General features: G+C 71.9%; 23 protein-coding genes. 12 read left to right on the top strand and 11 right to left on the bottom strand.

The annotated features are described in order from the left end of the window. Positions 1 to 265: 265 nt before the first annotated feature. Positions 266 to 817 (top strand): hypothetical protein, encoded by a 552-nt coding sequence (locus AF335_RS08765; protein WP_102917693.1) that lies wholly within the window; start codon positions 266 to 268, stop codon positions 815 to 817. A 111-nt stretch (positions 818 to 928) separates the two neighbouring features. Here the strand turns inward: AF335_RS08765 and AF335_RS08760 are convergent, their stop codons facing one another. Then, a complete protein-coding gene (locus AF335_RS08760; protein ID WP_102917692.1) occupies positions 929 to 2,038 on the bottom strand; it encodes an FAD-dependent monooxygenase in 1,110 nt (369 codons plus the stop codon). 568 nt (positions 2,039 to 2,606) lie between these two features. Between AF335_RS08760 and AF335_RS08755 the strand changes: the two genes are divergently transcribed. Further along, positions 2,607 to 4,247, top strand: a complete 1,641-nt coding sequence (locus AF335_RS08755) for a trypsin-like peptidase domain-containing protein (RefSeq protein WP_170127632.1) — start codon at positions 2,607 to 2,609, stop codon at positions 4,245 to 4,247. Positions 4,248 to 4,404: 157 nt separating this feature from the next. Here the strand turns inward: AF335_RS08755 and AF335_RS08750 are convergent, their stop codons facing one another. Both AF335_RS08750 and AF335_RS08745 read right to left on the bottom strand, forming a co-directional pair. Further along, positions 4,405 to 4,839, bottom strand: coding sequence for a VOC family protein (locus AF335_RS08750; protein ID WP_102917690.1), 435 nt, complete (start codon positions 4,837 to 4,839; stop codon positions 4,405 to 4,407). Between the two features lie 276 nt (positions 4,840 to 5,115). Further along, the gene (locus AF335_RS08745; RefSeq protein ID WP_102917689.1) at positions 5,116 to 5,937 is read right to left on the bottom strand and encodes an SDR family NAD(P)-dependent oxidoreductase; all 822 of its coding nucleotides are present in this window, start codon (positions 5,935 to 5,937) and stop codon (positions 5,116 to 5,118) included. A 383-nt stretch (positions 5,938 to 6,320) separates the two neighbouring features. Here AF335_RS08745 and AF335_RS08740 point away from each other — a divergent pair, with 383 nt between their 5' ends. Then, positions 6,321 to 7,196: a YwqG family protein gene (locus tag AF335_RS08740; protein WP_102917688.1), complete on the top strand. Its 876-nt coding sequence runs from the start codon at positions 6,321 to 6,323 to the stop codon at positions 7,194 to 7,196. A 112-nt stretch (positions 7,197 to 7,308) separates the two neighbouring features. Here the strand turns inward: AF335_RS08740 and AF335_RS08735 are convergent, their stop codons facing one another. Then, the gene (locus AF335_RS08735) at positions 7,309 to 7,728 is read right to left on the bottom strand and encodes a hypothetical protein (protein ID WP_102917687.1); all 420 of its coding nucleotides are present in this window, start codon (positions 7,726 to 7,728) and stop codon (positions 7,309 to 7,311) included. Positions 7,729 to 8,022: 294 nt separating this feature from the next. Here AF335_RS08735 and AF335_RS08730 point away from each other — a divergent pair, with 294 nt between their 5' ends. Next, positions 8,023 to 8,655: a DUF4291 domain-containing protein gene (locus AF335_RS08730; RefSeq protein ID WP_102917686.1), complete on the top strand. Its 633-nt coding sequence runs from the start codon at positions 8,023 to 8,025 to the stop codon at positions 8,653 to 8,655. A gap of 52 nt (positions 8,656 to 8,707) precedes the next feature. Here the strand turns inward: AF335_RS08730 and AF335_RS08725 are convergent, their stop codons facing one another. Further along, a complete protein-coding gene (locus tag AF335_RS08725) occupies positions 8,708 to 9,913 on the bottom strand; it encodes a cytochrome P450 family protein (protein ID WP_228773486.1) in 1,206 nt (401 codons plus the stop codon). 246 nt (positions 9,914 to 10,159) lie between these two features. On the opposite strand from AF335_RS08725, the gene AF335_RS08720 reads away from it, so the two are divergent. The 5 genes from AF335_RS08720 to AF335_RS08700 all read left to right on the top strand — a co-directional run bounded on the left by AF335_RS08720 (position 10,160) and on the right by AF335_RS08700 (position 15,241). Continuing rightward, positions 10,160 to 10,795 carry a TetR/AcrR family transcriptional regulator gene (locus AF335_RS08720; RefSeq protein ID WP_102917685.1) on the top strand — a complete coding sequence of 212 codons (636 nt, stop codon included), beginning with the start codon at positions 10,160 to 10,162 and terminating at the stop codon, positions 10,793 to 10,795. A 125-nt stretch (positions 10,796 to 10,920) separates the two neighbouring features. Continuing rightward, complete coding sequence (locus AF335_RS08715) at positions 10,921 to 11,448, top strand: GNAT family N-acetyltransferase (RefSeq protein ID WP_102917684.1); 528 nt, start codon at positions 10,921 to 10,923, stop codon at positions 11,446 to 11,448. A 441-nt stretch (positions 11,449 to 11,889) separates the two neighbouring features. Further along, positions 11,890 to 13,833: a RiPP maturation radical SAM C-methyltransferase gene (locus AF335_RS08710; protein ID WP_102917683.1), complete on the top strand. Its 1,944-nt coding sequence runs from the start codon at positions 11,890 to 11,892 to the stop codon at positions 13,831 to 13,833. A gap of 43 nt (positions 13,834 to 13,876) precedes the next feature. Beyond that, a complete protein-coding gene (locus AF335_RS08705) occupies positions 13,877 to 14,545 on the top strand; it encodes a DUF5825 family protein (RefSeq protein ID WP_102917682.1) in 669 nt (222 codons plus the stop codon). A 192-nt stretch (positions 14,546 to 14,737) separates the two neighbouring features. After that, positions 14,738 to 15,241, top strand: coding sequence for a hypothetical protein (locus tag AF335_RS08700; protein WP_102917681.1), 504 nt, complete (start codon positions 14,738 to 14,740; stop codon positions 15,239 to 15,241). Between the two features lie 172 nt (positions 15,242 to 15,413). Here the strand turns inward: AF335_RS08700 and AF335_RS34505 are convergent, their stop codons facing one another. Further along, entirely contained in the window at positions 15,414 to 15,590 is a 177-nt protein-coding gene (locus AF335_RS34505; RefSeq protein ID WP_170127631.1) for a hypothetical protein, read from the bottom strand. 9 nt (positions 15,591 to 15,599) lie between these two features. Then, positions 15,600 to 16,217, bottom strand: a complete 618-nt coding sequence (locus AF335_RS08695) for a hypothetical protein (RefSeq protein WP_102917680.1) — start codon at positions 16,215 to 16,217, stop codon at positions 15,600 to 15,602. A gap of 533 nt (positions 16,218 to 16,750) precedes the next feature. On the opposite strand from AF335_RS08695, the gene AF335_RS34500 reads away from it, so the two are divergent. From AF335_RS34500 to AF335_RS08685, 3 genes are all read left to right on the top strand, one after another. Further along, positions 16,751 to 16,903, top strand: a complete 153-nt coding sequence (locus tag AF335_RS34500; protein ID WP_170127630.1) for a hypothetical protein — start codon at positions 16,751 to 16,753, stop codon at positions 16,901 to 16,903. 309 nt (positions 16,904 to 17,212) lie between these two features. After that, positions 17,213 to 17,428, top strand: coding sequence for a hypothetical protein (locus AF335_RS08690; protein ID WP_102917679.1), 216 nt, complete (start codon positions 17,213 to 17,215; stop codon positions 17,426 to 17,428). Beyond that, a complete protein-coding gene (locus tag AF335_RS08685) occupies positions 17,425 to 17,871 on the top strand; it encodes a tail fiber domain-containing protein (RefSeq protein ID WP_102917678.1) in 447 nt (148 codons plus the stop codon). Before AF335_RS08690 ends, AF335_RS08685 begins: the two co-directional genes overlap by 4 nt. Positions 17,872 to 17,948: 77 nt before the next feature. Here AF335_RS08685 and AF335_RS34495 read toward each other — a convergent pair whose 3' ends face one another. The 4 genes from AF335_RS34495 to AF335_RS08670 form a co-directional block, all read right to left on the bottom strand. Continuing rightward, positions 17,949 to 18,113: a hypothetical protein gene (locus AF335_RS34495; protein WP_170127629.1), complete on the bottom strand. Its 165-nt coding sequence runs from the start codon at positions 18,111 to 18,113 to the stop codon at positions 17,949 to 17,951. A gap of 82 nt (positions 18,114 to 18,195) precedes the next feature. Then, positions 18,196 to 19,251 (bottom strand): SAM-dependent methyltransferase, encoded by a 1,056-nt coding sequence (locus AF335_RS08680; protein ID WP_170127628.1) that lies wholly within the window; start codon positions 19,249 to 19,251, stop codon positions 18,196 to 18,198. Between the two features lie 141 nt (positions 19,252 to 19,392). Further along, positions 19,393 to 20,259 (bottom strand): AraC family transcriptional regulator, encoded by an 867-nt coding sequence (locus tag AF335_RS08675; RefSeq protein ID WP_102917676.1) that lies wholly within the window; start codon positions 20,257 to 20,259, stop codon positions 19,393 to 19,395. Between the two features lie 109 nt (positions 20,260 to 20,368). Continuing rightward, positions 20,369 to 21,466, bottom strand: coding sequence for a mechanosensitive ion channel family protein (locus AF335_RS08670; protein ID WP_102917675.1), 1,098 nt, complete (start codon positions 21,464 to 21,466; stop codon positions 20,369 to 20,371). Between the last annotated feature and the right edge of the window lie 268 nt (positions 21,467 to 21,734).

The following is a 21,734-nucleotide window of genomic DNA, read 5'->3' as shown; positions in this document are numbered from 1 at the left end:
GGGGAATTTCCCTTCCGCCGCGGTCGCAATCGCCTTCCGCTTTCATCTGTTGCGGCGGGATACGAATATCCACCGCAGAGGCGCCGGTGGGTGATGCCGTCTACCTGCCGTCTATCCGCCGAGTATCCGCCGGGCCGACCGGGCGCCGGGTCCGGCGGCGGCCGGAACCCGCTTGGTGCCCGCCCTCGGCTCGGGTAGCGTGCACCGCCGCGGCCGCTCCGCGTATACGTCCACACCTATACGTCCATGCTCAAGGAATAAATAATTGACCCCCTATTCCCTCGCGTTCTACATGGACGTCGTGGCCTCCGGAACCGTTCTCGGGGCGAGGCCGACGGACCCGCCCGACCGGGTCGACGAGGCCCTGGGAAGGGAATTCGCCGAGAACTCCCCCGGCGAGTACCAGATGTGGCGCGACTACGGCATGGTGGAGTTCTTCTGGAGCCGTGCTTCCGCCGACCTCCCTTGGGCGGGCCACCACTTCACCTTGCAGGTGCACCGGCTGGCGCGGGCCGGCGGGAAGACCGTCGACCAGTCGATCCGGGACCGGTACGGGCGGTTCGACCGAAGGCTGCGGTTCGAGAAGTTGCGGAGGCTGCTGGCGCGGCGCGGCGCGCCCTTGCTGGAGATCCCTGACCCGGCGAACTCGCCGAACTACCGCACGTATTGGCAACCCGATTCGCTGGTGTCCCTCAGCGTCATCGGCGCCCGCGAGGAGTTCCTCACCCCGGACGGTCTGCGGATCGGTGACGTGTACAGCATCACCCCCCCGACGACGCCCGAGGAGGTGGAGTGGCGCAGGTCGTACCGGCCTTGACCCGGGCGTCGTCCGGGCGGGGCCCGCGAGGGGCGCCGGACGCGCCGGGGCCGGGCGTCGCCCTCCGGGCGCCTCCCGGAATCGGCTGCCCGCGTGGCGCCCTGCCGCCGCTCACGCGTCCAGCGCGATCGCGTTCCCGGCCCGTTCGAGGGGCTCCTCCGGGGCCGACCCGGCGGGATCCGCCGTCGTGGGGGCCCGGTCGGGCTCGGCATAGGTGCGCATCCGCGCCTCGTAGCGGGTCAGCGCGGCGCGGTGGTCGTCCCCCGCCCTGCCGAGTTCGTCGGCCAGTACGTAGGCGCCGACCAGCGCCGGGCCGGCACCCTGGCCGGACATCGACGAAGGGCAGTGGCCCGCGTCCCCGATCAGCACCACCCGGCCGGCCGACCAGGTCCGCATACGGACCCGGGCCATCGCGTCGAAGTAGAAGTCCGGCGCCGTTCGCATCGCGGCCAGCAGCTTCGGCGTCTCCCAGCGCAGGTGGCAGAGCCGTTCGGCGACCAGCGACTTCTGGTCCTCGACGGCACGGTGGTCGTGGTCGAGGGGTCCCGAGGCGAAGCCGAGCGTGGCGCGCGTCTCGGTGTTGTCGCGGGCCGGGTAGAGGCAGTAGCGCGCGGTCTCGTCGCGCATCCACACCTGCCAGTCGTCCAGGCCCAGGAAGTTGTCGGCGCTGAAGACCGCGAGGTGACGGCCCAGGTGACGGACGAACCGCCGCTCCGCGCCGAAGGCCAGCCGCCGCACCTCGGAGTGGAGGCCGTCCGCTCCGACGACGAGGTCGAACGTACGGGGCCGTCCGCGCTCGAACGAGACATGGACCCCCTCCCTGTCCTGCCCCAAGGCGCTGAGGGAGTCGCCGAAGACGTACTCGACGTCGTCGCGGGTCGGCCCGTACAGCAGCCGTGTGAGGTCGTCACGGAGCAGCGCGATGTCGCCGCCACCGGACCGGTCGCCGCCGAGGCGTGTCCCGGGAGAGCGCCAGAGCTCGTTGCCCTCGGCGTCGAGCATGGTCGTCCCGCGCATCCGGGTGCGTACGCGCCGGGCCTCCTCCAGCAGGCCCATCCGGTCGAGGACGTCGAGCGCGACGCCACGGACGTCGAGCGCGTGGCCGCCCGGGCGCAGTGCGGGGGCGCACTCGACGACGGTGGGCGCGTACCCCTTGCTCCGCAGCCAGTGGGCGGCGGTGAGTCCGGCGACGCTGGCGCCGGAGATGAGCACGGTCTTCATGGTGTCTCCCACCTGTCGGTGCGCGCGGCCTCGCCCGGGGCCCGCGGGTGACGTACCCGGCGGGGGCCGCGGGGGGCCACGCCGTCGGCGGAGTGGCTGCATACCCCGCGGAACGGCGTACATCCTCAGGCCCATCCGTTCGGCACCTTAAGGAGCAATTCTCTGAAGAGAGGGGGAAATGTCTGCCGCTTTCCCGATGAACGGCCGGGCGGACGGCCGGACGAGCGGGGACGGCGCACCCATCGATAACCCACCGCCCTTTCCATGACTCCGACATCACTTCGCCTCACTCTCGTAGGCGAAGGAGCTGTTTCAGGACGACATTGAAGGCTCTCAAACGAGCTCTCCGACGAGCCCCGCACCGGCCCTCGCACGACGCAGCGTCACCCGCCGGCCGCACGACCACACCCCTGCCGCACCCTCACCCTCCGGCCGTCACCGAATGTGATCGTCCGGAACAAGATCGGTAGCCTCGCCGCCCCTCCGGGCTTCTGCCAGGGTCGGGGCGTGCACCGCCCGTGAACCACGCGTGCACACCCACGAATTCACCGAAACGGAGGGATGCGCTGTGAACAGTGCCGTCCGGACCCGGGTGCGCACCGCCTTGGCGGCGTGCGCGTCGGGGTGCGTCGCCACGGGGCTGATATGGGGAGCCGCTCCGGCACACGCGGCACCACCGCCGCACCCGGCGGGCGCCTCGGTCTCCCCCGCCGCGACCGCCGCGGAGCCCGCGCCGCTGCTCGACGCCGCTTCCCCCGACGGGAAACGGTCCCGGGCCTCCGGACGCCTGGTCGGCGGTGGCGGCACGACCTGCACCGCCACGCTCGTCCACGCGACCGGCAAACCGGACCCCGGCGCCAAGGCCCTCGTCCTGAGCAACGGGCACTGCGTCGACGACGCCATGGGCACCAACGACGTCGTCATCGGCAAGGCCGCGCCGGCCGACTGGAGCTACACCCCCGCCTTCTTCCACGACAACGTCGCGGAGCACAAGGCGTTCCCCGTCGAGCGCGTCGTCTACGCGACGATGAAGGACATCGACGTATCGGTGCTCCAGCTCTCGGCCACCTACCGGGACCTCGCCGCCCTGGACGTGACCCCGCGGACCCTCGCCACGGAGCGCCCCGCGCCCGGCACCGCCCTGCGCGCCGCCCACGCCCCGACCGACGGCGTCGAGCCCGGCCGGCGGTTCCTGCGCCTGTCCACGTGCGAGGCCACCGCCTCGGGCGTCGCCCTGCACGAGAACACCTGGCTGTGGAAGGGCGCCACCCGCACCGACTGCCTCGGCATCAGCGGCGGCTCGTCCGGCGGCGCCGTCACCACCGCCGCGGACCCGGACCGGCTCGTCGGGATGCTCAACACCATCGCCACCCCCGGCTACCTCGGCTGCGGCCCCGGCCGCCCCTGCGAGGGCGGGAACGAGGGCCTGATCGTGCCCGGGGACGACGCCGCCTACGTCACCCCCGTCGACGCCGTCGCGTCCTGCCTCGACGGGAAGGGGCTCCAACTGCGCAAGAAGGGCTGCCGACTGGACCGGGGCGAACAGCCGAAGGTCACCGGCGGCGGCCTGCACACCCGGAGCGAGACCGCCACCGGCCCGGCCCGCTGGGACGCCCACGTCGCCCCTGCGGCGACCGGGGGCCGGACCCATGTCGCCGTCAAGAGCGGGCCCTTCGGCGTCGTCGACTGCACCAGTCCCGAAGGCTACGACAAGCCCCGGCGGCTGACCGGCGCGGGCCTGGACCACAAGGAAGTCCTGCCGAGGAAGGACAATCTCTACGTCCTGTGCGTGGCGGCGGGCCCCGACGCCACGCTCAAGGGTGCCGCCTGGGCGACCTCCCTCGCACACCCCGCGTACGCGTACGCCCGCGTCGACAACACCGCGCCCACCGTCGCCCCGGCCATCGACAGCCGGCTCTTCGGCGAGGGCGAGGACGCCTCGTACTGGGTCTACCCGGTGTACGCGCCGTGGGAGATCACCGGCTACAAGGTGAAGTACGGTCCGCGCGCCGCGACGGACTGCGCCGACAGCGCGGGCTACCGCGACTACCTGGGCATTCCCGCGTCCTTGAAGGCCGCCGACGGCCCGTGGACGTACTGCGCCGTCGGCTACGACAACGCCGGGAACGCCACTCCGCCCGCCTCCTTCGCCCTTTCACCGGAGGGCGTGAAGTCCCCGCGGGCGGCACGGGCTCCGCGGTCACGCTGACCACCCGGGCACCATCCGGGCACCACCCGGGCGGGCGCCTTCGCCCCGCGCCGTCGCCGGCCGCGCCCTTCCCGGGTGCGGCCGGCGCGGAGCACGTCGCGCCGTCCTCGGTACCTCGTCCTGGGCTCCGTGGAAGAGCACGGGACTCGACCACGGCCTATTCGGACACGCAGAGTTCATTGCCCTCCGGGTCGGCGAGGGTGGTCCAGGCGTAGGGCCCTTGCCTGCCCTCGTGCAGGAACGTGGCGCCCTTGGCGAGCAGCCGTTCGACGACGGCCCGGAAGTCGTCGGAGCCGGTACGCACGTCGAGGTGGACCCGGTTCTTGACCGTCTTGGGCTCCGGCACCCGCTGGAAGAGGACACGCGGCGCGCGCTCCAGCCCTTCCGGATGGCGGATCGCCGCACCGGCCTTCCACACCAGCGTCCCACGGTGGGTGGTGGTGTCGTCCTCGCCCGCCCGGCCCTCGGCGACCATCCGGCGGATGAACGCCTCGTCGCTCGGCTCCACTTCCCAGCCCAGCGCGTCGGCCCACCAGTCGGCGAGAGCGTGCGGGGTCGCGGAATCGACGGTCACCTGAAATGTGTATGCCATGGCCGGACCCTACTCACCGGAGCCCGCGCGGCGACCGTCACACGGCCCGGGAGATCACGGGCGTGGGCGACGGTGCCGGACGAACAGGGCCCCCGGCCAGGAGGAGGCTCCAGGGGGAAGAGCCACCCCTGGCACGGGGGAAGGTCCCGACACGGTCAGGAGGGGATCAGGACCGCGACGGAACCGCCCGTTCCCGAGGGGCCGCGAGGGGTGGGCGCACCTGGGAACGGGAGTCGACAGCATGAGGGAAGCAGGGGAAAGGGGACGGCGGGCGGGTCAGCCCTCCGCCGGTTCCCGGGGCTCGACGCGGAAGGTGAACGCCGCCATCCCCGGGTCCACGGCCGTGACGCCGCCGTCCACGGTCAGCGTCGCGCCGTTGACGAACGAGGCCGCGGGCGACAGCAGCCACGCGATCGCCTCGGCCACCTCCTCCGGCCGTCCCGGCCGGCCGGCCGGGAGCAGGCGGGTGGCCGCCTCGTAGGCGGCGTCCGCGCCGCCCTCGCCCAGGCCCGCTTCCCGGGCGAAGCGCTCCATGCGCCCTTCGGCCATGTCCGTACGGACCCAGCTGGGGCACACGATGTTCGCCCGCAGGCCACGGGAACCGTAGTCCACCGCCAGGGAGCGGCACAGCTGGAGGAGCGCGGCCTTCGAGGTGGCGTAGGCGGCGTTGGCGGGGCCGTTGCGCAGCGCCGAGACGGAGGCGACGGCGACGACGGAGCCGCGGGACTCCAAGAGGTGCGGCAGCGCGGCGCGCTGGAGCAGGAACGGGCCGGTGACATTGGTCCGCATCACCGCCTCCCAGTCCTCGAGCGCCAGGTCCCCGACCGTGCCGGGGCGGGCGATCCCGGCGTTGAGCACCAGGCCGTCGATGCGGCCGTAGGCGGCGAGGGTGGCGTCGACGAGTTCCTGGACGGCATCGGGGTCGGCGGCGTCCGAGGGGTGGGCCAGGGCCCCGGTCTCCTCCGCCACGCGCTCCAGCGGCTCGGGCCTGCGACCCGAGACGACCACCTGATGTCCGGCCGCACGCAACAGCCGGGCCGTGGCGGCACCGATCCCCGTGCCCCCACCCGTCACGATCACCACACGCTGATCAGTCACAGCTCACACCCTCCCCGAAGGTCGACCAAATGCACACTACATCCATCGCGCCGTATCCTTCACCAGGGTCCCGGCTCTCCCGATGACAACAGGCCGACGCACTCGATGACAACAGCGCCGGGCTAGGGCCGGCGCCGGATGTCGGGGACGCGGCTCTCCGGGTGTCCCCGGCGTCCGCCCCTCGCTCCCCGGCCAGTTGATCCGTCCGGACGGCTGCTCGCCGCCACGGCCTCGGCGACCGCTCCCACGAGGCGGCGGAGATGACCGGAATTGACGCCTCAGCAGCTTGGGGAACGGCGTGCCGCGCGGCCTCCACGCCTGCCGGTGGCCTCTGGAGGACCGGTGGAGCGGGAATGTCAGTGGTGGCGTGCATGATTCGGACCATGAACCGGACAACGCACTCCGAGGCCGCCGGCCCCGCCACCACTCCCCTGCGCGCCCTCGCCCGCGAGCTCCTCCCCGCCGAGACGGCCGAGCGCTGGATCGGCCTGCTGCGGCCGACCGTGGGCCTCATGGCGGCGGAGGGCCGGGAGACCGTGGTGGGCCGGCTGGGCGGGGCCCCGGAGCTCCCGGCCGACGTCGAATGGCCGACGTGGGAGGGGAACGGCCCGCTGGCCTTCGTCGCCGCCGTGGACTGCGCCGCGCTGCCTGTCAACGCCCTGGACATCCCCCTGCCCGACGACGGCACGCTGTCGTTCTTCTACTTCGACGGCCAGATCGACGACGGCGACGCGCTCGTCCTGCCCGACGACCGGGAGAGCTGGGCCGGAGCGCGCGTGCTCTACACCCCGGCCGGCACGCCCACGGTGGAGCGGGCCACGCCCCAGGGGCTCGACCCTTACCCCGTGGTGCCGCTCACGGCCCGGCTGGAGGAGACGGCCCCCGATCCGTACCACCCGCTGATCGAGGAGGTCTTCGCCGGCACGGGCAGCGACCACCCCGTGTACGGGGAGGAGTTCCTGGACGCCCTCGGCGAGGCGGGCGAGGGCGCCGCCCACCGCATCGGCGGGCACGCCGACCCCGTGCAGAACCCGGTCGAGACCGAGGTCGCCCATGGCGTCCTCGGCGGCGGTACGGCCTGGGACGACCCTCGCCTGGCGGAGGAGGCCCGCGGCTGGACCCTGCTGGCCCAGTTCGACAGCGACGACGACGCGGACATGATGTGGGGCGACTGCGGTGCCCTCTACTGGCTCATACGCCCCGAGGACCTCGCCGAACGCCGATTCGAGGCGGCGATGTTCACCTGGCAGTGCTGCTGAGCCGACTTCCGGGCCGGTCCCACCACTGCCCGGGTACGGGTCCCGGTGCGCCCGGCGGGTGACGGGCGCCGACGGCACCCGTCACCCACACCCTCTCTTTCGGCAGTGTGTCTCAGCAGGGCGTCCCCGCCGTGGCGATCCGCAGGTCCGGGGCGAAGTTGACGGCCTGGCCGGGCTCCACCGTGACGGTCTCGCCTCCGCCCGTCGACACCTTCGCGTTCACCCGGGTGTTGTTCTCCACCTTCCGGGCCCGGAACGGCGCGTCGAACTTCCGGCTCTGGCACTGACGGATCTGGAGCGGCTCGGGGACGCCGATACCACTGGTGTAGAGGCAGAGGTTGCCCATCGGGCACAGGTCCGCCGCGGGCACCGGCGCGGCGGAGGCGGGGACCGCCGCCCCGTACGTCCCCAGCAGTGCGGCCGCCGTCGCGAGCGCGAGAAGCGCGGCCGCCGGAACGCCGGAACGTCTGCGGCGGACGGAGCGGCCGAGGAAGGTGGGGCGGTGGCCTCGGCTCTCGTGGTGCGCGTCCATACTCGTCGCCTCCTGGCGGGGTCGTGAGGGCGGGCCCGCGGGGGCCGGAACGCCCCTGCCGTGTGCACCGCCCTTCGCCTCCGATTCAGGGGGACGGGCCGATCGCAGGTAAAGCCCGTTGCCCGATGAGTCCCTCGCATTCACCCGTTCGGTGGGGCTTCCGGGCCTGTCCGGAGGACGGCCTCCGGCCCCCGGCAGGGGAGCGCCCGAGCCGGCCGACACCGGGGACGGCGTCTTCACCCACCCCCGTAATTCGCTTTCCCCCGCTCGCCCGTACCGCCGATACTCACCCGCATGCAAGAGCCCCACCGCCGTATCCGCGCGACCCACACCCCCACCACGATCACCGTCTACCAGGCGTACTCGCCCCGCCTCGGCCTCCCCGCCGCCCGCGACGGCCGCTTCCCGGCCGCGTGGAAGCGCGACCGCATGACGTGGATCAAGCCGTCCTTCCTGTGGATGATGTACCGCTGCGGATGGGCCACCAAGGCCGACCAGGAGTGCGTGCTGGCCGTCGAGATCGACCGCGCCGGCTTCGACTGGGCGCTCGGCAACGCCTGTCTCTCCCACTACGACCGCACCGTGCACACGGACCACGACGCCTGGAAGCGCGCCCTGAAGTCCGCGCCCGCCAGGGTGCAGTGGGACCCCGAGCGCGATCTGCGCCTGCGGGCGCTCCCCCACCGCTCCCTCCAGCTCGGCCTCGCGGGCGAGGCGTCGCGCCGCTACGCCGACGAGTGGACCGTGTCCATCACGGACGTGACCCCGTTCGCCCGGGAGATGCGCGCCCTGGTGGCGGACGGCGACCTGGAGGCGGCCGGGCGGCTGCTCCCGGACGAGCGCCCGTACGAGAGCGGGGACGCGCTCCTGGCCCACCTCCGCGCCGACGCCGGCCCACAGACGGGCGCGCCGAGCCTCCTCACGTGACGATGCGTCACCCCGCGTGCGAGGGCACGCTCCCCGGCCGGGCCGCCGGCGCTCAGACGTGCGGGCCGTAGCGGACCGGAAGGCGGGAGATTCCCCGGATCAGCCCCGGGCGCCAGGGCACTTCCTCCGGGGCCACGGCGAGCGCGAGGTCGGGGAAGCGGTCGAGGAGGGCGGGGAAGGCGACCGCCGCCTCCAGGCGGGCCAGCGGGGCGCCCAGGCAGTGGTGAACGCCATGGCCGAAGGCGAGGTGCCCACCGCCGGGGCGGGGGCGGCGGATGTCGAAGCGGTCCGGTTCGGCGAAGCGGCCCGGGTCCCGGGAGGCCGACCCCAGCAGGATCAGCACGGCCTCGCCGGCCGGGACGGTCACGCCGCCGAGCTCCACGGGCTCGGTGGCCCAGCGGTACGCCGCGGACGTCACCGGGCCCTCGTACCGCAGCATCTCCTCGATCGCACCGTCGAGCAGCGCCGGTTCGGCGCGCAGGGCGGCGAGCTGTCCGGGGTGGGTGAGCAGGGCGTACGTCCCGTTGGCCAGGAGGTTGACGGTCGTCTCGTGGCCCGCGACGAGCAGCAGGAACGCCATGCCGAGGAGCTCGTCCGGGGAGAGCCGACCGTCATCGGTGTCCCGTGCCCCGACGAGCGCGCTGAGCAGGTCGTCGCCGGGTGACCGGTCCTTGGCGTCGAGGAGGCCGGTGAGGTATCCGGTCATCGCCCCGGCCGCGGCGGCCCCGGCCTCCGGGGTGGCCGGGAAGATCATGTCCTGGGACCACTCGTGGAACGCCTCGCGGTCCTCCGCGGGGACGCCGAGGAGCTCGCAGATGACCGCTATGGGCAGCGGTCGCGCGAAGGACTCGACGAGGTCGGCGGCGCCCAGCGGCGCGACGGCGTCCAGGAGCTCGTCGGCCAGCTGTCGCACGCGGGGCCGCAGGGCCTCGATGCGGCGCGCGGTGAACTCCCCGGCGACCAGCCTGCGCAGCCGGGTGTGGTGGGGCGGGTCGGTCTGGAGCATGTTGCGACCGATCGCGTGACCGCCGTCGTCCGCCCAGCGGGAGGAGTGACGTACGTCGTTGCTCAGCCGCTCGTCGGTGAGCGCGGCCCGTACCTCGTCGTACCCCAGGATCACCCAGATGTCCCCGGCGCCCTCGGTGGCCACGCGGTGCACCGAGCCCTTCTCCCGGAGGTGGGCGTAGACGGGGTACGGGTCGGTGGTGAAGTCCGTACCGGCCGGGGCGAGGGCCGCGAACGCGGGCATGGTGGACATGGGTTGTCGCCCTTTCGTCGTCCGGTCGTGACCCGGGACGGGCCACGGCCCGTCAAACGGGGAGCACTCCCCGTTTGACGTCCGGAACGCTAGCAACGAAACGGGGAGTGGTCCACGTTTTCTTGCTAGGGTGCTGTTCACCACAGCGGGCACGGCACCGGACACGGCACAGGGGCGGGGACGACAGTGAGCGGCAGCGGCACACGGAGCAGCGGGTCACCGACCGGGAACGGACGTCCGGCTCCCGTGCGCCGGGACGCCCGGCGCAACCGCGAGCTGCTCGTCTCGGCCGCCCGGCAGCTCTTCGCCGAGCAGGGCGTGGACGCCCCGCTGGACGACATCGCCCGCCGCGCCGGCGTCGGCAACGCCACCCTCTACCGGCACTTCCCCACCCGGGGCGCGCTCATCGAGGCGGTCTTCGGCGAAGGGCTGACCGGCACCCTGCGCCGGGGCGAGGACGCGCGGCACGCCGCGGACGCCTGGGAGGGTCTGGTCCACTACCTCGAGTACATCTTCGCGGGCCTGGCGGCGGACCGGGGCGCCAACGACCTGATGACCACCGGGATCCAGGGCATCCCCTCCCTCGAGGCGCTCAAGGCCCACCACCACGAGACGGTCTCCCTGCTGATCCGGCGCGCCCAGAACCAGGGCACGCTGCGCGGTGACGTCGTCGTGGAGGACCTGCTCTTCGCACTGGCCGCCCTCGGCCGGGTCGTGCCCGCGTCCGAGACCGTCGCCCCGGGCGCCTGGCGGCGCCACCTGCTCCTGTTCCTGGACGGCCTGCGGACCGAGGCCGCCCGCCCCCTGCCCGTACCGCCGCTCGCCCCGGAACAACTCGCCGGGGCGCTGCGGGCACTCGCCGCGCAGGGGCCGAACGGCTGACACGGCGGGGACGGCCGGTCCGCGCCGCGCCGCGCGAGGCGGGAAACCCGCTTCCCGGGCCCGCGCTCCGCCCCGTCGGTCCTCGCGGTTGCGTGCGCCGGGCCCGTAATGCTTGCATCACGCGCATGGCACTTACCTTTCTCCGTGACCCCCAGCTCACCCCCGAGGCCCGCGAGGCGTTCTTCCGGCTGTGGTTCGAGGTCTCCGAGGCGGGTGGCTCCGTCGGATTCGTCACCCCGGTCGCCCCCGAGGCCGTCCGCGCGGCCACCGCGCGCGTCGCCGGGGTGGTGGGCGCCGGCGAGCAGCGGATGCTGGGTGTCTACGAAGGAGGCGCGGACGGGCGGCTGGTCGGCACCACGTTCCTCAAGCTGAACTCCGACTTCAAGATGCGGCATTGGGCCATGGTGGTCCTGGTCATGGTCCACCCGTCGCTCCAGGGCACCGGCACGGGCGGGGCGCTGCTGACGGAGACGGTCGCGTTCGCCCGCTCGCTCGGTCTGGAGGCGCTACGGCTGGAGGTGCGCGGCGGCATGGGCCTGGAGGACTTCTACGCGCGCCACGGCTTCAAGGAGGTCGGCCGGGTGCCCGGCGGCCTGCGCCTGCGCGACGGCGACTACCGCGACGACGTCATGATGTGGCTCTCGCTCGACTGACGGGACGGGCCGGAAGCCGGCCCGGCGCCCGGGCCGGGCCCGGCCCAGACGGACTCCGGTACTCCGTTCTTCACACCCGCTCCGCATGTGACACCCCTTCAAAAAGCCTGGGCGGGGGCGCACCCTACGGACTGGGCCGGATCCGCCGGCCATCCTCAGCCCACCGTGCGAAAGGGGACGACATGGAGAAGGACATCATCCACAACGATCCACTCGAGGAGGCCGAGGACGGCGAGTACCAGACCGGTATGCGCCTCATCGACATTCCCATTCCCGCGGTTCGGGAGTAGCCCGGTCCGGGGCGGGTCAGGGAAACCCCTGGCCCGCCCCTCCGCCTTGCCGGCCCTCCGCCCGGCCGTCCCGCCCTCGCGCCCTCGCCGCCGTACCGCCACGCCACCGCACGCCTCCCGGATCACCGGCGACCCGTGAAAGAGGTCGATCGTGCACATACTCCTGGTGAACATGCCGTGGGCCTCCATCGACCTCCCGTCGCTGGCCCTCGGAATCCTCAAACGCAGTGTCGACGAGCGTGTGCCGGACGCCCACGCCGAAGTGATGCACGCCAACATCGACTATGTCGACTGGGTGACCAGGCGTACCGAATTCACACTTCGCGACTACGAGTACTACTCCCTCGCCTCGTACTTTCTCGGGTGCGGCGACTGGGTGTTCTCCTCGGCCCTGTACGGCGACCGCGAATGGCGCGTCGAGGAGTTCACCGAGGCGACGCGCGAGAACCTCTCCGATGCCCGTGGGGAGCAGGCCCTGCTGCTGCACACCATGGCCGAGGAGTTCGTCCTGGACGTCGCCCGGCGCATCGTGGACCTGGCGCCGGACGTCGTCGGGTTCACCTCCACGTTCCAGCAGAACGCCGCCGCGCTGGCGGCCGCGCGGCACGTCAAAAGGCTGGCCCCCGGCATCGTCACCGTCCTGGGCGGGGCGAACTGCGACGGCAAGCAGGGCGAGGCGATCCACCGCAACTTCGCCTTCGTCGACTACGTGGTCCGGGGTGAGGCGGAGGAGTCGTTCCCGGCCCTGCTGACCGCGATCGCCCGTAAGGAGGTACCCACCGAGGTGCCGGGGCTCTGCCGGCGGGACGAACAGGGGCGTTCCGTCGCGAATCCCATGAGCACGCGGCCACTGCCGCCGGCCGCGATCCTGCCGCCCGACTACACCGGGTACTTCGAGCGGCTCGCGTCCTCCGGGGCCCGTTCCTGGGTCGAGCCCAAGCTCGTCGTGGAAGGGGCGCGCGGCTGCTGGTGGGGGGAGAAGCACCACTGCACGTTCTGCGGTCTGAACGGGTCCTCCATGCAGTTCCGCAGCAAGAACCCGGCCGTGTTCTTCGAGGAGATCGTGGAACTGGCCCGCAGACACCGTGTCCTGGACATGTACGTGGTCGACAACATCCTCGACATGAACTACCTGAAGTCGCTGCTCCCCCGGCTGAGGGAGAGCGGCTACGACCTCAGGCTCCAGTACGAGATCAAGTCCAATATGCGCCTCAGCCAGCTGCGGACTCTCGCCGAGGCGGGGGTCGTCTACGTCCAGCCCGGCATCGAGAACCTCGACAGCAAGGTGCTGGCCCTGATGGACAAGGGCGTCACCGGCTGCCAGAACGTCCGTATGCTGCGCGACGCCGCCACGGCCGGTCTCACCGTCGCCTGGAACTACCTGCACGGCTTCCCCGGCGAGGAGGCCGACGACTACGACGACGCCGTGGCGCAGATGCCCGCCCTGGAACACCTCAACCCGCCCGCGAGTCAGTCCGCCCGGATCGCCATCGAACGGTTCAGCCCTTACTTCAACAACCCCGGCCTCGGCTTCTCCGACCTCCGGCCGGCCCAGCAGTACCGGTTCATCTACGACCTGCCCGAAGCGGAGATGTTCGACCTGGCGTACATCTTCGAGGTGCCGCCCCGCGGCATCGCCGACGAGGTCGTCGAGCGGCTCAACGCGGCCATCGTCGCCTGGCAGCACGCCTACGCGGGCAGCCGGCTGACCCACTGCGACCTCGGTGACCGGATCGTACTCGTCAGCAGGCGGCGCGCCTTCGACTGGACCGTGCTGGAGCTGACCGACCCCGGGGAGGCGGCGCTGTTCCGTCTGCTCGACCAGCCGCACACCGTCACCGCCGCCACGCGCAAGCTGCGGGCCGGGGCCGGCGACCGGGCCCCGGCCTCCCCCGACGGGCCGGACGAGGCCCGGGTGCGGGAGATCCTGCGGCACTGGCGCGGCCTGGGCCTGGTCTACGAGGACGGCGGCCAGTACGTGCACGTGGCACCGGCCTCGGTCAACCAGGAGCTGCTGCGCCTCGGCTACCTCAAGGAGAACGACGCCCGCCAGGCCACGGACCTCGCGGCGCGGCTGCAGTCGGCGCCCGCGTGACGGCGGGCGGCCGACGGCCCGGAGAACGGCCCGGAGGAGGACGATGACCACGAGCGCCGAGACCGCGCCCGCCGCCGCGTTCGCGGTGGCCGCCTGGCGTGACCACGATCGTTCGGTGTGCCGGGTCGCCGGCATGGAGCTGGGCACCTTGGAGGTGCCCGGCGGGCCGGTCGTCGACGGCGCGAACGCGCTCTTCGACGCCGGTGCCCGGCGGGTGGCCCTCCCCCGGCCGGTAGATCTGACCGGAGCGACGGATCCCGCCTGGGCGGTCCGCGCGCTGAGTCTGATCGGTGCGCTCACCGGACTGGCCGTCGCGGTGGACTGGCGGGCGCGTATCGCCGACGACCCGGACTCCTGGATCCCGTTGGGCCATCTCCACCCTCCGGAGGCCCTGTCCGGGCCCGCGGACGCCGAAGGCGCCCTGGGGAAATGGCACGACAGCTTCTACCTGTGCAAGTGCGCCTACCGCAGGGGGCCCGGCTTCCTCCAGGTCCGGGACCGCCGCCGCAGGCAGTTACGGCGGTTCACGATCGACGACGCCGGCTATCAGCGGGCGATCGCCTCCCTGGCGGACGGCGCGCCGGTCACCGCCGTGCCGCGGGCGGTGCTGGCCGACCTCCTCCAGGAGGAGCTCGCGATCGAGGTCGGCGACCACGTCTGGTGGGCGCCTTACCGGGTACGGCGCTGGCCCATGGCGGCGCTGGTGATCTGACACACGGGACCGGAGGCACGGAGGAGGGGCGGCGCGCCGTCGCGTCGCCCCTCCTCCGTGCCCTGCGGCGCGCCTGGGGACACGGCTGAAGATGTAGCGACCACGTAACCGTGCGCCGCACGGCACGCCGTGGTGGGAGGGCCGGTGTTAGCTTCTGAGTCACTTGTCCCACTGGACGTCACGGAGGAAATCGTGCGCAGAACAGCACAGTTCACGGGGGCGGCGCTGGTCGCCGCTGTGCTGATGACCGGTTGCGGCAGCGGCGGCGACAAGGACGGCGGGAAGAAGGAGGCCGGCGCGCCGTCCGCCTCCTCGTCGACGGCACGGGACAGTGCCCTGGACGGCAAGGGCGGGAGCTCGTTCGACGGCGTCTACGCCGCGCGATCCGGCGACGGCCCCGTGGGCCTGTCCGTGTACCAGGGCAAGGCCGCCCTCTACGCCGACGGCGGCAAGCGCGCCTGCACCGGCACCGTGGGCGTGGACAAGAAGCCCGTGGCGTTCACGCTCACCTGCGCCGACGGCAACACGGACCGCGCGTCCGGCAAGGTCGAGCGCTCGGACGGCAGGACGCTGGTCGTCTCCTGGGCGGGCGGCAGGAAGGACACCTTCTCGCGGACGGGCGACGCCGCCCAGCTGCCCGACCCGGCCAAGCTCGGCGGTGGCGGCCTCCCCGCGCCGACGAAGCTCGGCGGCTGAGCCCGGCCCCGGCAACAGCGGCCCGGGGCCGGGCGTCGCGAAGGAACCGCGTGAGTGGCGCGACCTCTACGGGACGGTCAGTGCCGGCCTCGCCCTCCGACCGTTCGTCGAGGAGCGAAAGCGGATCCTCCCGCAGGGTGTTCCTGCGGGAGGGCCTGTCCATGTTCGCGGGTCAGTGGTGCTGTTCGCTGTTCTTCACCGGTCGGCGCAGTACGTCCCTGACGCGCCACCACAGCCTGCGGGCCCGCGGGGTTTCGGTGGAGTAGTCGTTGCCGGGCCGGACGTCGTCCGCGGTGCGCCCCAGGGGTGTGCCTTCAGGTGAGTACCGCCGAGGGGGGTGTTCGGTCATGCGACTCTCCTACGGATTCGGAGCCCTGGTGCCGCATCCCTTGCGAAGATCGTTGTTGGAGCGGGTCGTGGGGCCCCAGCCGATACCGCTGGCGTAGCCCTGCATCACAGGGTAGTAGGTGTAGGTGCCGCCCCCGTCGTTGCAGTCCGACGACCAGCCGAAGTCGATGAAGTTGTTCGAGGTCGCGTCCGTGCCGTGCCAGTTGTTGTACCCGCGCGGCCCGCTCCACGAGCTGCGCCACATCTGTGTCTGCAGCTTCTGGGAGCCGAACGACCCGCTGCACGCCTGCGAGGTCTCCCACTGGAACCACGCCCCGGCTCCGGCCCCGTGGAAGGCGACGTCGGAGATGTACACCGAACATCTCGCCGCCGGGGCGGCAGGCGCCGCGGGCCTGGTCTCACCGGCCTTGTAGGTGAAGGAGTACAGCTCGCCGTCCGTCGTCCTGCCCCACTCCCCGATCGTGGTCCCCCTCACCACACGGTGTCCGTCCACGCTCACGTGCCCGGCCGAAGGGCTCGCGTCGCCCGGGGAGGCCGGCGTCACCGCCGAGGCGGAGGTGCCCAGACTCAGAACAGTGGCCGTCGCCAGGCCGGCCACCACCACGGACAGGGCTTTCGCTGTACGCATAGGAGTTCCCTTCCGCTGCCGTGCCGGTCCTGGTCGAACCGGCGATAAAAGGACGCTAGTTCGGTAACGGTGGTGGGGGCGGCGCCTGTCGCGGGCTTGGCCGGATCGCGAAGGCCCTACCTGCACCGGGCACCACACAATGGCCCGAAGACTGCTCCGTCCCGGAATGCCCCTGTAAGGCATGGTGCTCCGAACCGGATCAAGGCGGTTTCCTCTTTGGACGCGCGTGGGCAGCGGGCCGGGACCAGGGCGAAGCTTCCTCGCGGCGCCCGCGGGCCCGGCGCGTCCGGTGAAGGCGTCGCTGATCGGCGGCGGCAAAGTACGCCAGGGCCGATAACCACCGGAAGCCGCCGGTAACGCCCGAACCATCAGGGCGGCGGCCCAGAGTCCTGCGTTCGCCGACCCCCGTTCCTGGAACGCCTCCCCGCCGGGCCGGTCAGCGGCTCTGCCGGGCGCGACATCCGTCCCGGGCCGGCCTGTAATCGGCTGAAACGCCCACCCCGCCCGAGCCCTCCTGACGGCATCCTGAACAGGTGGAGGACTTCGAGTTCACATGCTGGCGGTGCGGGGAGACCAACATCGTCAAAGGCCGCCCCAAGGGCTTCTGGACGACAACGCACTACGAGCTGCCCGGCGAGTGGGACTGCTGGTCATGCGGTGCTCTCAACACCACCCCCGACGACTGAGAGATCCGGCTGCCGCCACTGGCTCCGGCACGTACGTCCTCCACCCGGAGCAGGTCTCCTGCCGGGCCGGCCCCGGAAGGGACGGCGGCGCGTTTTCGGTGCTCGGCTTGACCTTTCCCGGCGCTGCTTCCTTCTGTCGCCTGACTGAGGACGCGTTGTCGCGGGATCGGCAGGACTTCCATGGACACGTCGCCCGTCAGCCGTCGCGGGGCTTGCACTCGTCCGGGTGACGGCAGGTCGGAATGCCTTGTTCCGCGGTCACCGTGGGCAGACCGTGCAGGGCCGGATCCTTCTTCATAGGAGAAGCCCATGACATCAGTCAGCCCCGACCGTCGTGCCACTCCCGTCACCCAGGCCGACGTAACCCGGGCCGGAGGCAGCAGCACGGCCCCCCTCACCCCGATCGCCGAGCAGGCATCCCCCCAGATCCTGAACATCGTCACCGGACTGCTGAGCAGCCTGCTGGGCGGTCTCTCAGATCGCAATGCGAAGACCGACGTGACCCCGGTGCGCTGGGACCGTTGATCGCCACCTGGTGGCGTGCCGCCCGCGCAGCGCGGGCGGCACGCCGTGATCCCCTGACCCGTGCGCAGGTCCTCGCCGGCCCGGCGGGTCTGGCCTCTGCCGCCACCGCGGCCACGACCGGCCCCGCCAAGGCCGTCAACGGCCATAAGGTCCTGGAGGAAGTCCTCCGGCTGCCGGTCAGCACCTGGCGCTACCACTGGGACCCGCCGGACGTCCGGCACCTCGGCCCGATGGCACAGGACTGGCACGCGGCCTTCGGCCTCGGCGACAACAACGTCACCATCTCCGCCACCGACACCAACGGCGTCGCCCTCGTCTGCATCCAGGCCCTCCACCGCCGCATCGAAGACCTCACCGCACAGGTCGAGACCCTGCGGGAACAAGCCGCCCGCCCGGACCGGCCGTCCCTGGCAGAGGCGACCGAAAGGCAGGCAGGGCCGTAGAGACGGCGGAGGTGGCCGTAGCCGCCTCCGCCGGTCGTTATATGGATGGCGCGGAGCGCAGTCCGCGCCCAGCAGTGCTAGCCGGCTTCTTCGACGACTTCGACTTCGGCGACTTCGACGACGGAACCCTCCACCAGCAGGGTGGAAGTGTCGGTGGACGCCTGCCGAGTGACGTCCATGACCGCGTACCGCAGGTCGGGCGCCTGGGATTCCTGTGGTTCGGTCACTTCGCGTGTGGGCATGTCTTCCTCCTTCGTGACGGCTTGCTACGGACCACGGAGCGCCGTGAGGCCCCCTCCGGCCGCCCTTCGGGCCGCCGGAGAGTCATAGGGCAGTCGTGTCCTTCATCGCCCTGCGGATCACTACGCCGATCCGGCTGAGGAGCGCGGAGCGTTCGTCGTCACTCAGCGCGGTCCGCTGTCCGGAGGCGGCTTCGGGATCACGCATGAACTCGGCGAGACGGACCGGATCGGTTGCCAGCTCGGTCAGGTAGTCGGCCAGCGGACTGGGGTAGCGGGTCGGCACGTAACGGTCGATCGCTCCCCTCCTGCTCGGGGGAGGCTCGTCGTCGGCAGCCGGCTCGGCGGACGTGGTGTCCGAGAACCGACCGCCCAGCCCCAGCCTCTCGGCCATCTGCTGATTGACCGGCCGTGGGCCGACGGGCGGAAGATACAAGGTGGAGATGCCGGTCAGCGGCTCCTGCCGCAGCTCCCGCACAGGCAAGGTGCGGATGTGAGGCGAACAGACCGGATACTGGGACGCCTGGTAGTGGGTGATCGGGTGATCCGGCGGATAGAACCGGTCGAGGTACTCGGCCAGCACGCCCAGATGCCTGTTGGTGAAGCCGGCGAAGTTGAACCCGAGGTCGCCGACGCACCCGGCCTGCCACACCACGACATGGGAGTCCACCAGAAGAGGCCGGTCGCGCAACAGCATGTCGGTGGCTTCCAGCTCCTGGCAGCCCCGCCTGGAGGGGTCCACACCGAGATCGGCGAAGAGACAGTCCAGCGCGGAGACGCCGGGCAGCATCATCGCCGGATACCCCTCTTCACGAACGGTGCGGATCGCCGCGTGCCCAGGGTGGACGAAGACCCCCGGGTGCCCGTAGAAGACGCCGCACACGTTCATGCCACCGCGGACCGGCTCCACCATCGCGTCGGACATCTCGCGGTAGGTCTGGATACGGGGCTTGTCGTTTCCGTACAGCCGGTACAGGTCGTCGGAGGACTTGCTGTGCTTTCGGATCCACACGTCCGTCACAGGGTCGGACACGCAATACACGACATGGTCGGCCTGCTTGATCCAGCCGACGGCTTCCTGCGTCAGGTGCGCTATGCCCTTGATGCCGGAGCCTGCCACTACCAGCGATCCGCCCGTCACGGGCAACCCCTCTCGTCGGCCTGGCACCAGCGTGGCAGCTCCGCCGGGCCTTCTCCAGACCACCTTCGGCCGGGCCAAACATCTGACGCGGTCCCTGATGCTCGGCCGTGCGGCGACCCGGGGGCCGCCGCACACTGTGGCTCAGACCGCCGACCGCTCCACCGGTATCCAGAGCTCCGCGTCGGCCCGTGCCGCGTCCTGCTCCAGCCTGACCCGCAGGATCTCGGGCCCGGGGCGGCTCCGGTAGGGGTTGGACGGGAACCACTGGGTGAACACGTCCCGCCACATGTGCTGGAGCGCCTGCGGGAACGGCCCGGAGCTCTCGAACACGGCCCATGTACCGGCCGGTACGGTGAGCTCGTCCATGTCCTCGGGCGCGGGGGCCCGGGTCACCACACCGTGGTAGTAGTCGAGTTCGGTTCCCTCCGCGCGGCTCGGGTCGAGGTTGTCGCTCACCCCCACGATCCCCTCCGGCTCCTGATCGGACAGGCTGTGCAGGCGGCGCAGGGTCTCCTGGCCGATGCCCCGGATGAAGCCGGCGATGGCCGGGTTGACCCCCTCGTGCACGAGGGGGACGCGTGCCTTCCTCCCGACCACACGGAACTCCTCCTTCTCCACGACCCGGTACCGCATGTCACTGCTCCCTTCGACGGTGAGGCGGAAGGACAACCGGGACTGGCACCGGAGCGTGGCGCCGGACCGTCTGGCCTCGCCGGGGCCGACGCCGTGCATGGCGCGGAACGCACGCGCGAACGCCTCCCCCGACGTGTAGCCGTACCGCACCGCGACCTCCAGCAGCGTCCGCTCCCCGGCCAGTACCTCGGCACCGGCGACCGTGAGCCGCCTGCGCCGGACGTACTCCGACAGCGGCATCCCCGCCAGCGCGGAGAACAGCCGCCGGAAGTGGTATTCCGACGTCACCGCGATCCGCGCCAGATCGGCCACCTCGATCCGTTCGGCGAGGTGGCGCTCGATGTGGCCCATGGCCTGGTTGAGCCGCTCCAGCATCCCGGGCTCCTTCCCTTCCGGTCACTCACGCTAGAAGGGACCCGCCCCTCGGGACCCGACATCCTGTGCCCGGCACTGTCGGATGCCCGGCACTGTCGGGTGCGCGGTATCAGCCCGTGGTGGCGACGCGGTCCGGTTCGGCGTCGAGGGACGGGCGGGGGTGCGGGATCGTGGGGTCGGGGCTCTGCTGGAGGGAGACGGTCCGGGCCGGGGACGGGATCTTGATGCCCTCGGCGCGGTACCGCCGGTGCAGGCGCTTGATGAACTCGTGCTTGATGCGGTACTTGTCGCTGTACTCCCCGACGCCGAGCACCACCGTGAAGCCGATCCGGGAGTCCCCGAAGGTGTGGAAGCGGACGGCCGGCTCATGGTCGGGTACGGCGCCGGTGATGTCCCGCATCACGTTCTGGACCTCCTCGTTGGTGATCCGTTCCACCTGGTCCAGGTCGCTGTCGTAGGCGACGCCCACCTGCACCGTGACGGACAGCTTCTGCTCGGGCCGGCTGAAGTTGGTCATGTTCGTGCCGGCGAGCTTGGCGTTCGGGACGATGACCAGGTTGTTGGAGAGCTCCTCCACCACCGTGTTGCGCCAGTTGATGTCGCGGACGTAGCCCTCCTCACCGCTGCTGAGGCGTATGTAGTCACCGGGCTGCACCGTCTTCGAGACGAGGATGTGGACGCCCGCGAAGAGGTTGGCCAGGGTGTCCTTCAGGGCCAGGGCGATGGCCAGACCGCCCACGCCGAGGGCGGTGAGCAGCGGGGCGATGGATATGCCCAGGGTCTCCAGGACGATGAGGAAGCCCATCGCCAGCACCAGGATGCGCGTGATGTTGACGAATATCGTGGCCGACCCGGCGACGCCGGACCTGGACTGCGCCACGGTCCGCGCGAGACCGCTGATCACCCGGGCGGCGGTAATCGTCGCGATCAGGATGACCACCGTCGTCAGCACCTGGCTGACGATGCTTCCGACCTGACGGGTCAGCGGGAGGGCCGCGGCCGCCGCCCCCACGCCGCCCGCCACCGCGGACCAGGGGGCGAGCGTGCGCAGCACGTCGACGATGATGTCGTCCCCGCCCCACCGGGTTCTCGCGGCCCGCACCCCGAGCCAGCGCAGGACCACCCGCAGCACGAGGGCCAGGGCCAGGCCCGCGGCCAGCCCGATGCCGGCGACGATGATGTCGTGCAGTGTCAGATCCCGGTTCATCGGTGTCCCCCTGCCGTCGCGGAGAGCCTGGCGACGGCGCCGTACGCCGCCGGAAGCCCGAAGTAATGATTCGTCACCTTGTACCTGCCTGTCCCACGGATCGTGATCGCGCCTGGCCACGGAGGTGTTCCGGCGCGAGAAGTCATCCTCTCCCACGTCCGTTTCGGCCCCGCACACCCGGGTGGCCGCATGGCCGGTAACCGCCGGAGCGCCTCGGACCGGGGACAGATGATCTTCGCTCGCGGGCGGGGCGGGCGCCCCCGGCGGG

It is taken from the genome of Streptomyces eurocidicus, assembly GCF_002891295.1.
Taxonomy (GTDB): domain Bacteria; phylum Actinomycetota; class Actinomycetes; order Streptomycetales; family Streptomycetaceae; genus Streptomyces; species Streptomyces eurocidicus.
Note: the sequence above shows the minus strand (reverse complement) of the source record. Positions and strands in the feature narration are given on the sequence as shown.

Excerpts from the sequence above, each read along its gene's own strand:
- AF335_RS08760 (WP_102917692.1), bottom strand. The coding sequence starts at position 2,038 with ATGAAGACCGTGCTCATCTCCGGCGCCAGCGTCGCCGGACTCACCGCC.
- AF335_RS08750 (WP_102917690.1), bottom strand. The coding sequence starts at position 4,839 with ATGGCATACACATTTCAGGTGACCGTCGATTCCGCGACCCCGCACGCT.
- AF335_RS08740 (WP_102917688.1), top strand. The coding sequence starts at position 6,321 with ATGAACCGGACAACGCACTCCGAGGCCGCCGGCCCCGCCACCACTCCC.
- AF335_RS08735 (WP_102917687.1), bottom strand. The coding sequence starts at position 7,728 with ATGGACGCGCACCACGAGAGCCGAGGCCACCGCCCCACCTTCCTCGGC.
- AF335_RS08730 (WP_102917686.1), top strand. The coding sequence starts at position 8,023 with ATGCAAGAGCCCCACCGCCGTATCCGCGCGACCCACACCCCCACCACG.
- AF335_RS08725 (WP_228773486.1), bottom strand. The coding sequence starts at position 9,913 with ATGTCCACCATGCCCGCGTTCGCGGCCCTCGCCCCGGCCGGTACGGAC.
- AF335_RS08715 (WP_102917684.1), top strand. The coding sequence starts at position 10,921 with ATGGCACTTACCTTTCTCCGTGACCCCCAGCTCACCCCCGAGGCCCGC.
- AF335_RS08705 (WP_102917682.1), top strand. The coding sequence starts at position 13,877 with ATGACCACGAGCGCCGAGACCGCGCCCGCCGCCGCGTTCGCGGTGGCC.
- AF335_RS34505 (WP_170127631.1), bottom strand. The coding sequence starts at position 15,590 with ATGACCGAACACCCCCCTCGGCGGTACTCACCTGAAGGCACACCCCTG.
- AF335_RS08695 (WP_102917680.1), bottom strand. The coding sequence starts at position 16,217 with ATGCGTACAGCGAAAGCCCTGTCCGTGGTGGTGGCCGGCCTGGCGACG.
- AF335_RS08690 (WP_102917679.1), top strand. The coding sequence starts at position 17,213 with ATGACATCAGTCAGCCCCGACCGTCGTGCCACTCCCGTCACCCAGGCC.
- AF335_RS34495 (WP_170127629.1), bottom strand. The coding sequence starts at position 18,113 with ATGCCCACACGCGAAGTGACCGAACCACAGGAATCCCAGGCGCCCGAC.
- AF335_RS08675 (WP_102917676.1), bottom strand. The coding sequence starts at position 20,259 with ATGCTGGAGCGGCTCAACCAGGCCATGGGCCACATCGAGCGCCACCTC.
- AF335_RS08670 (WP_102917675.1), bottom strand. The coding sequence starts at position 21,466 with ATGAACCGGGATCTGACACTGCACGACATCATCGTCGCCGGCATCGGG.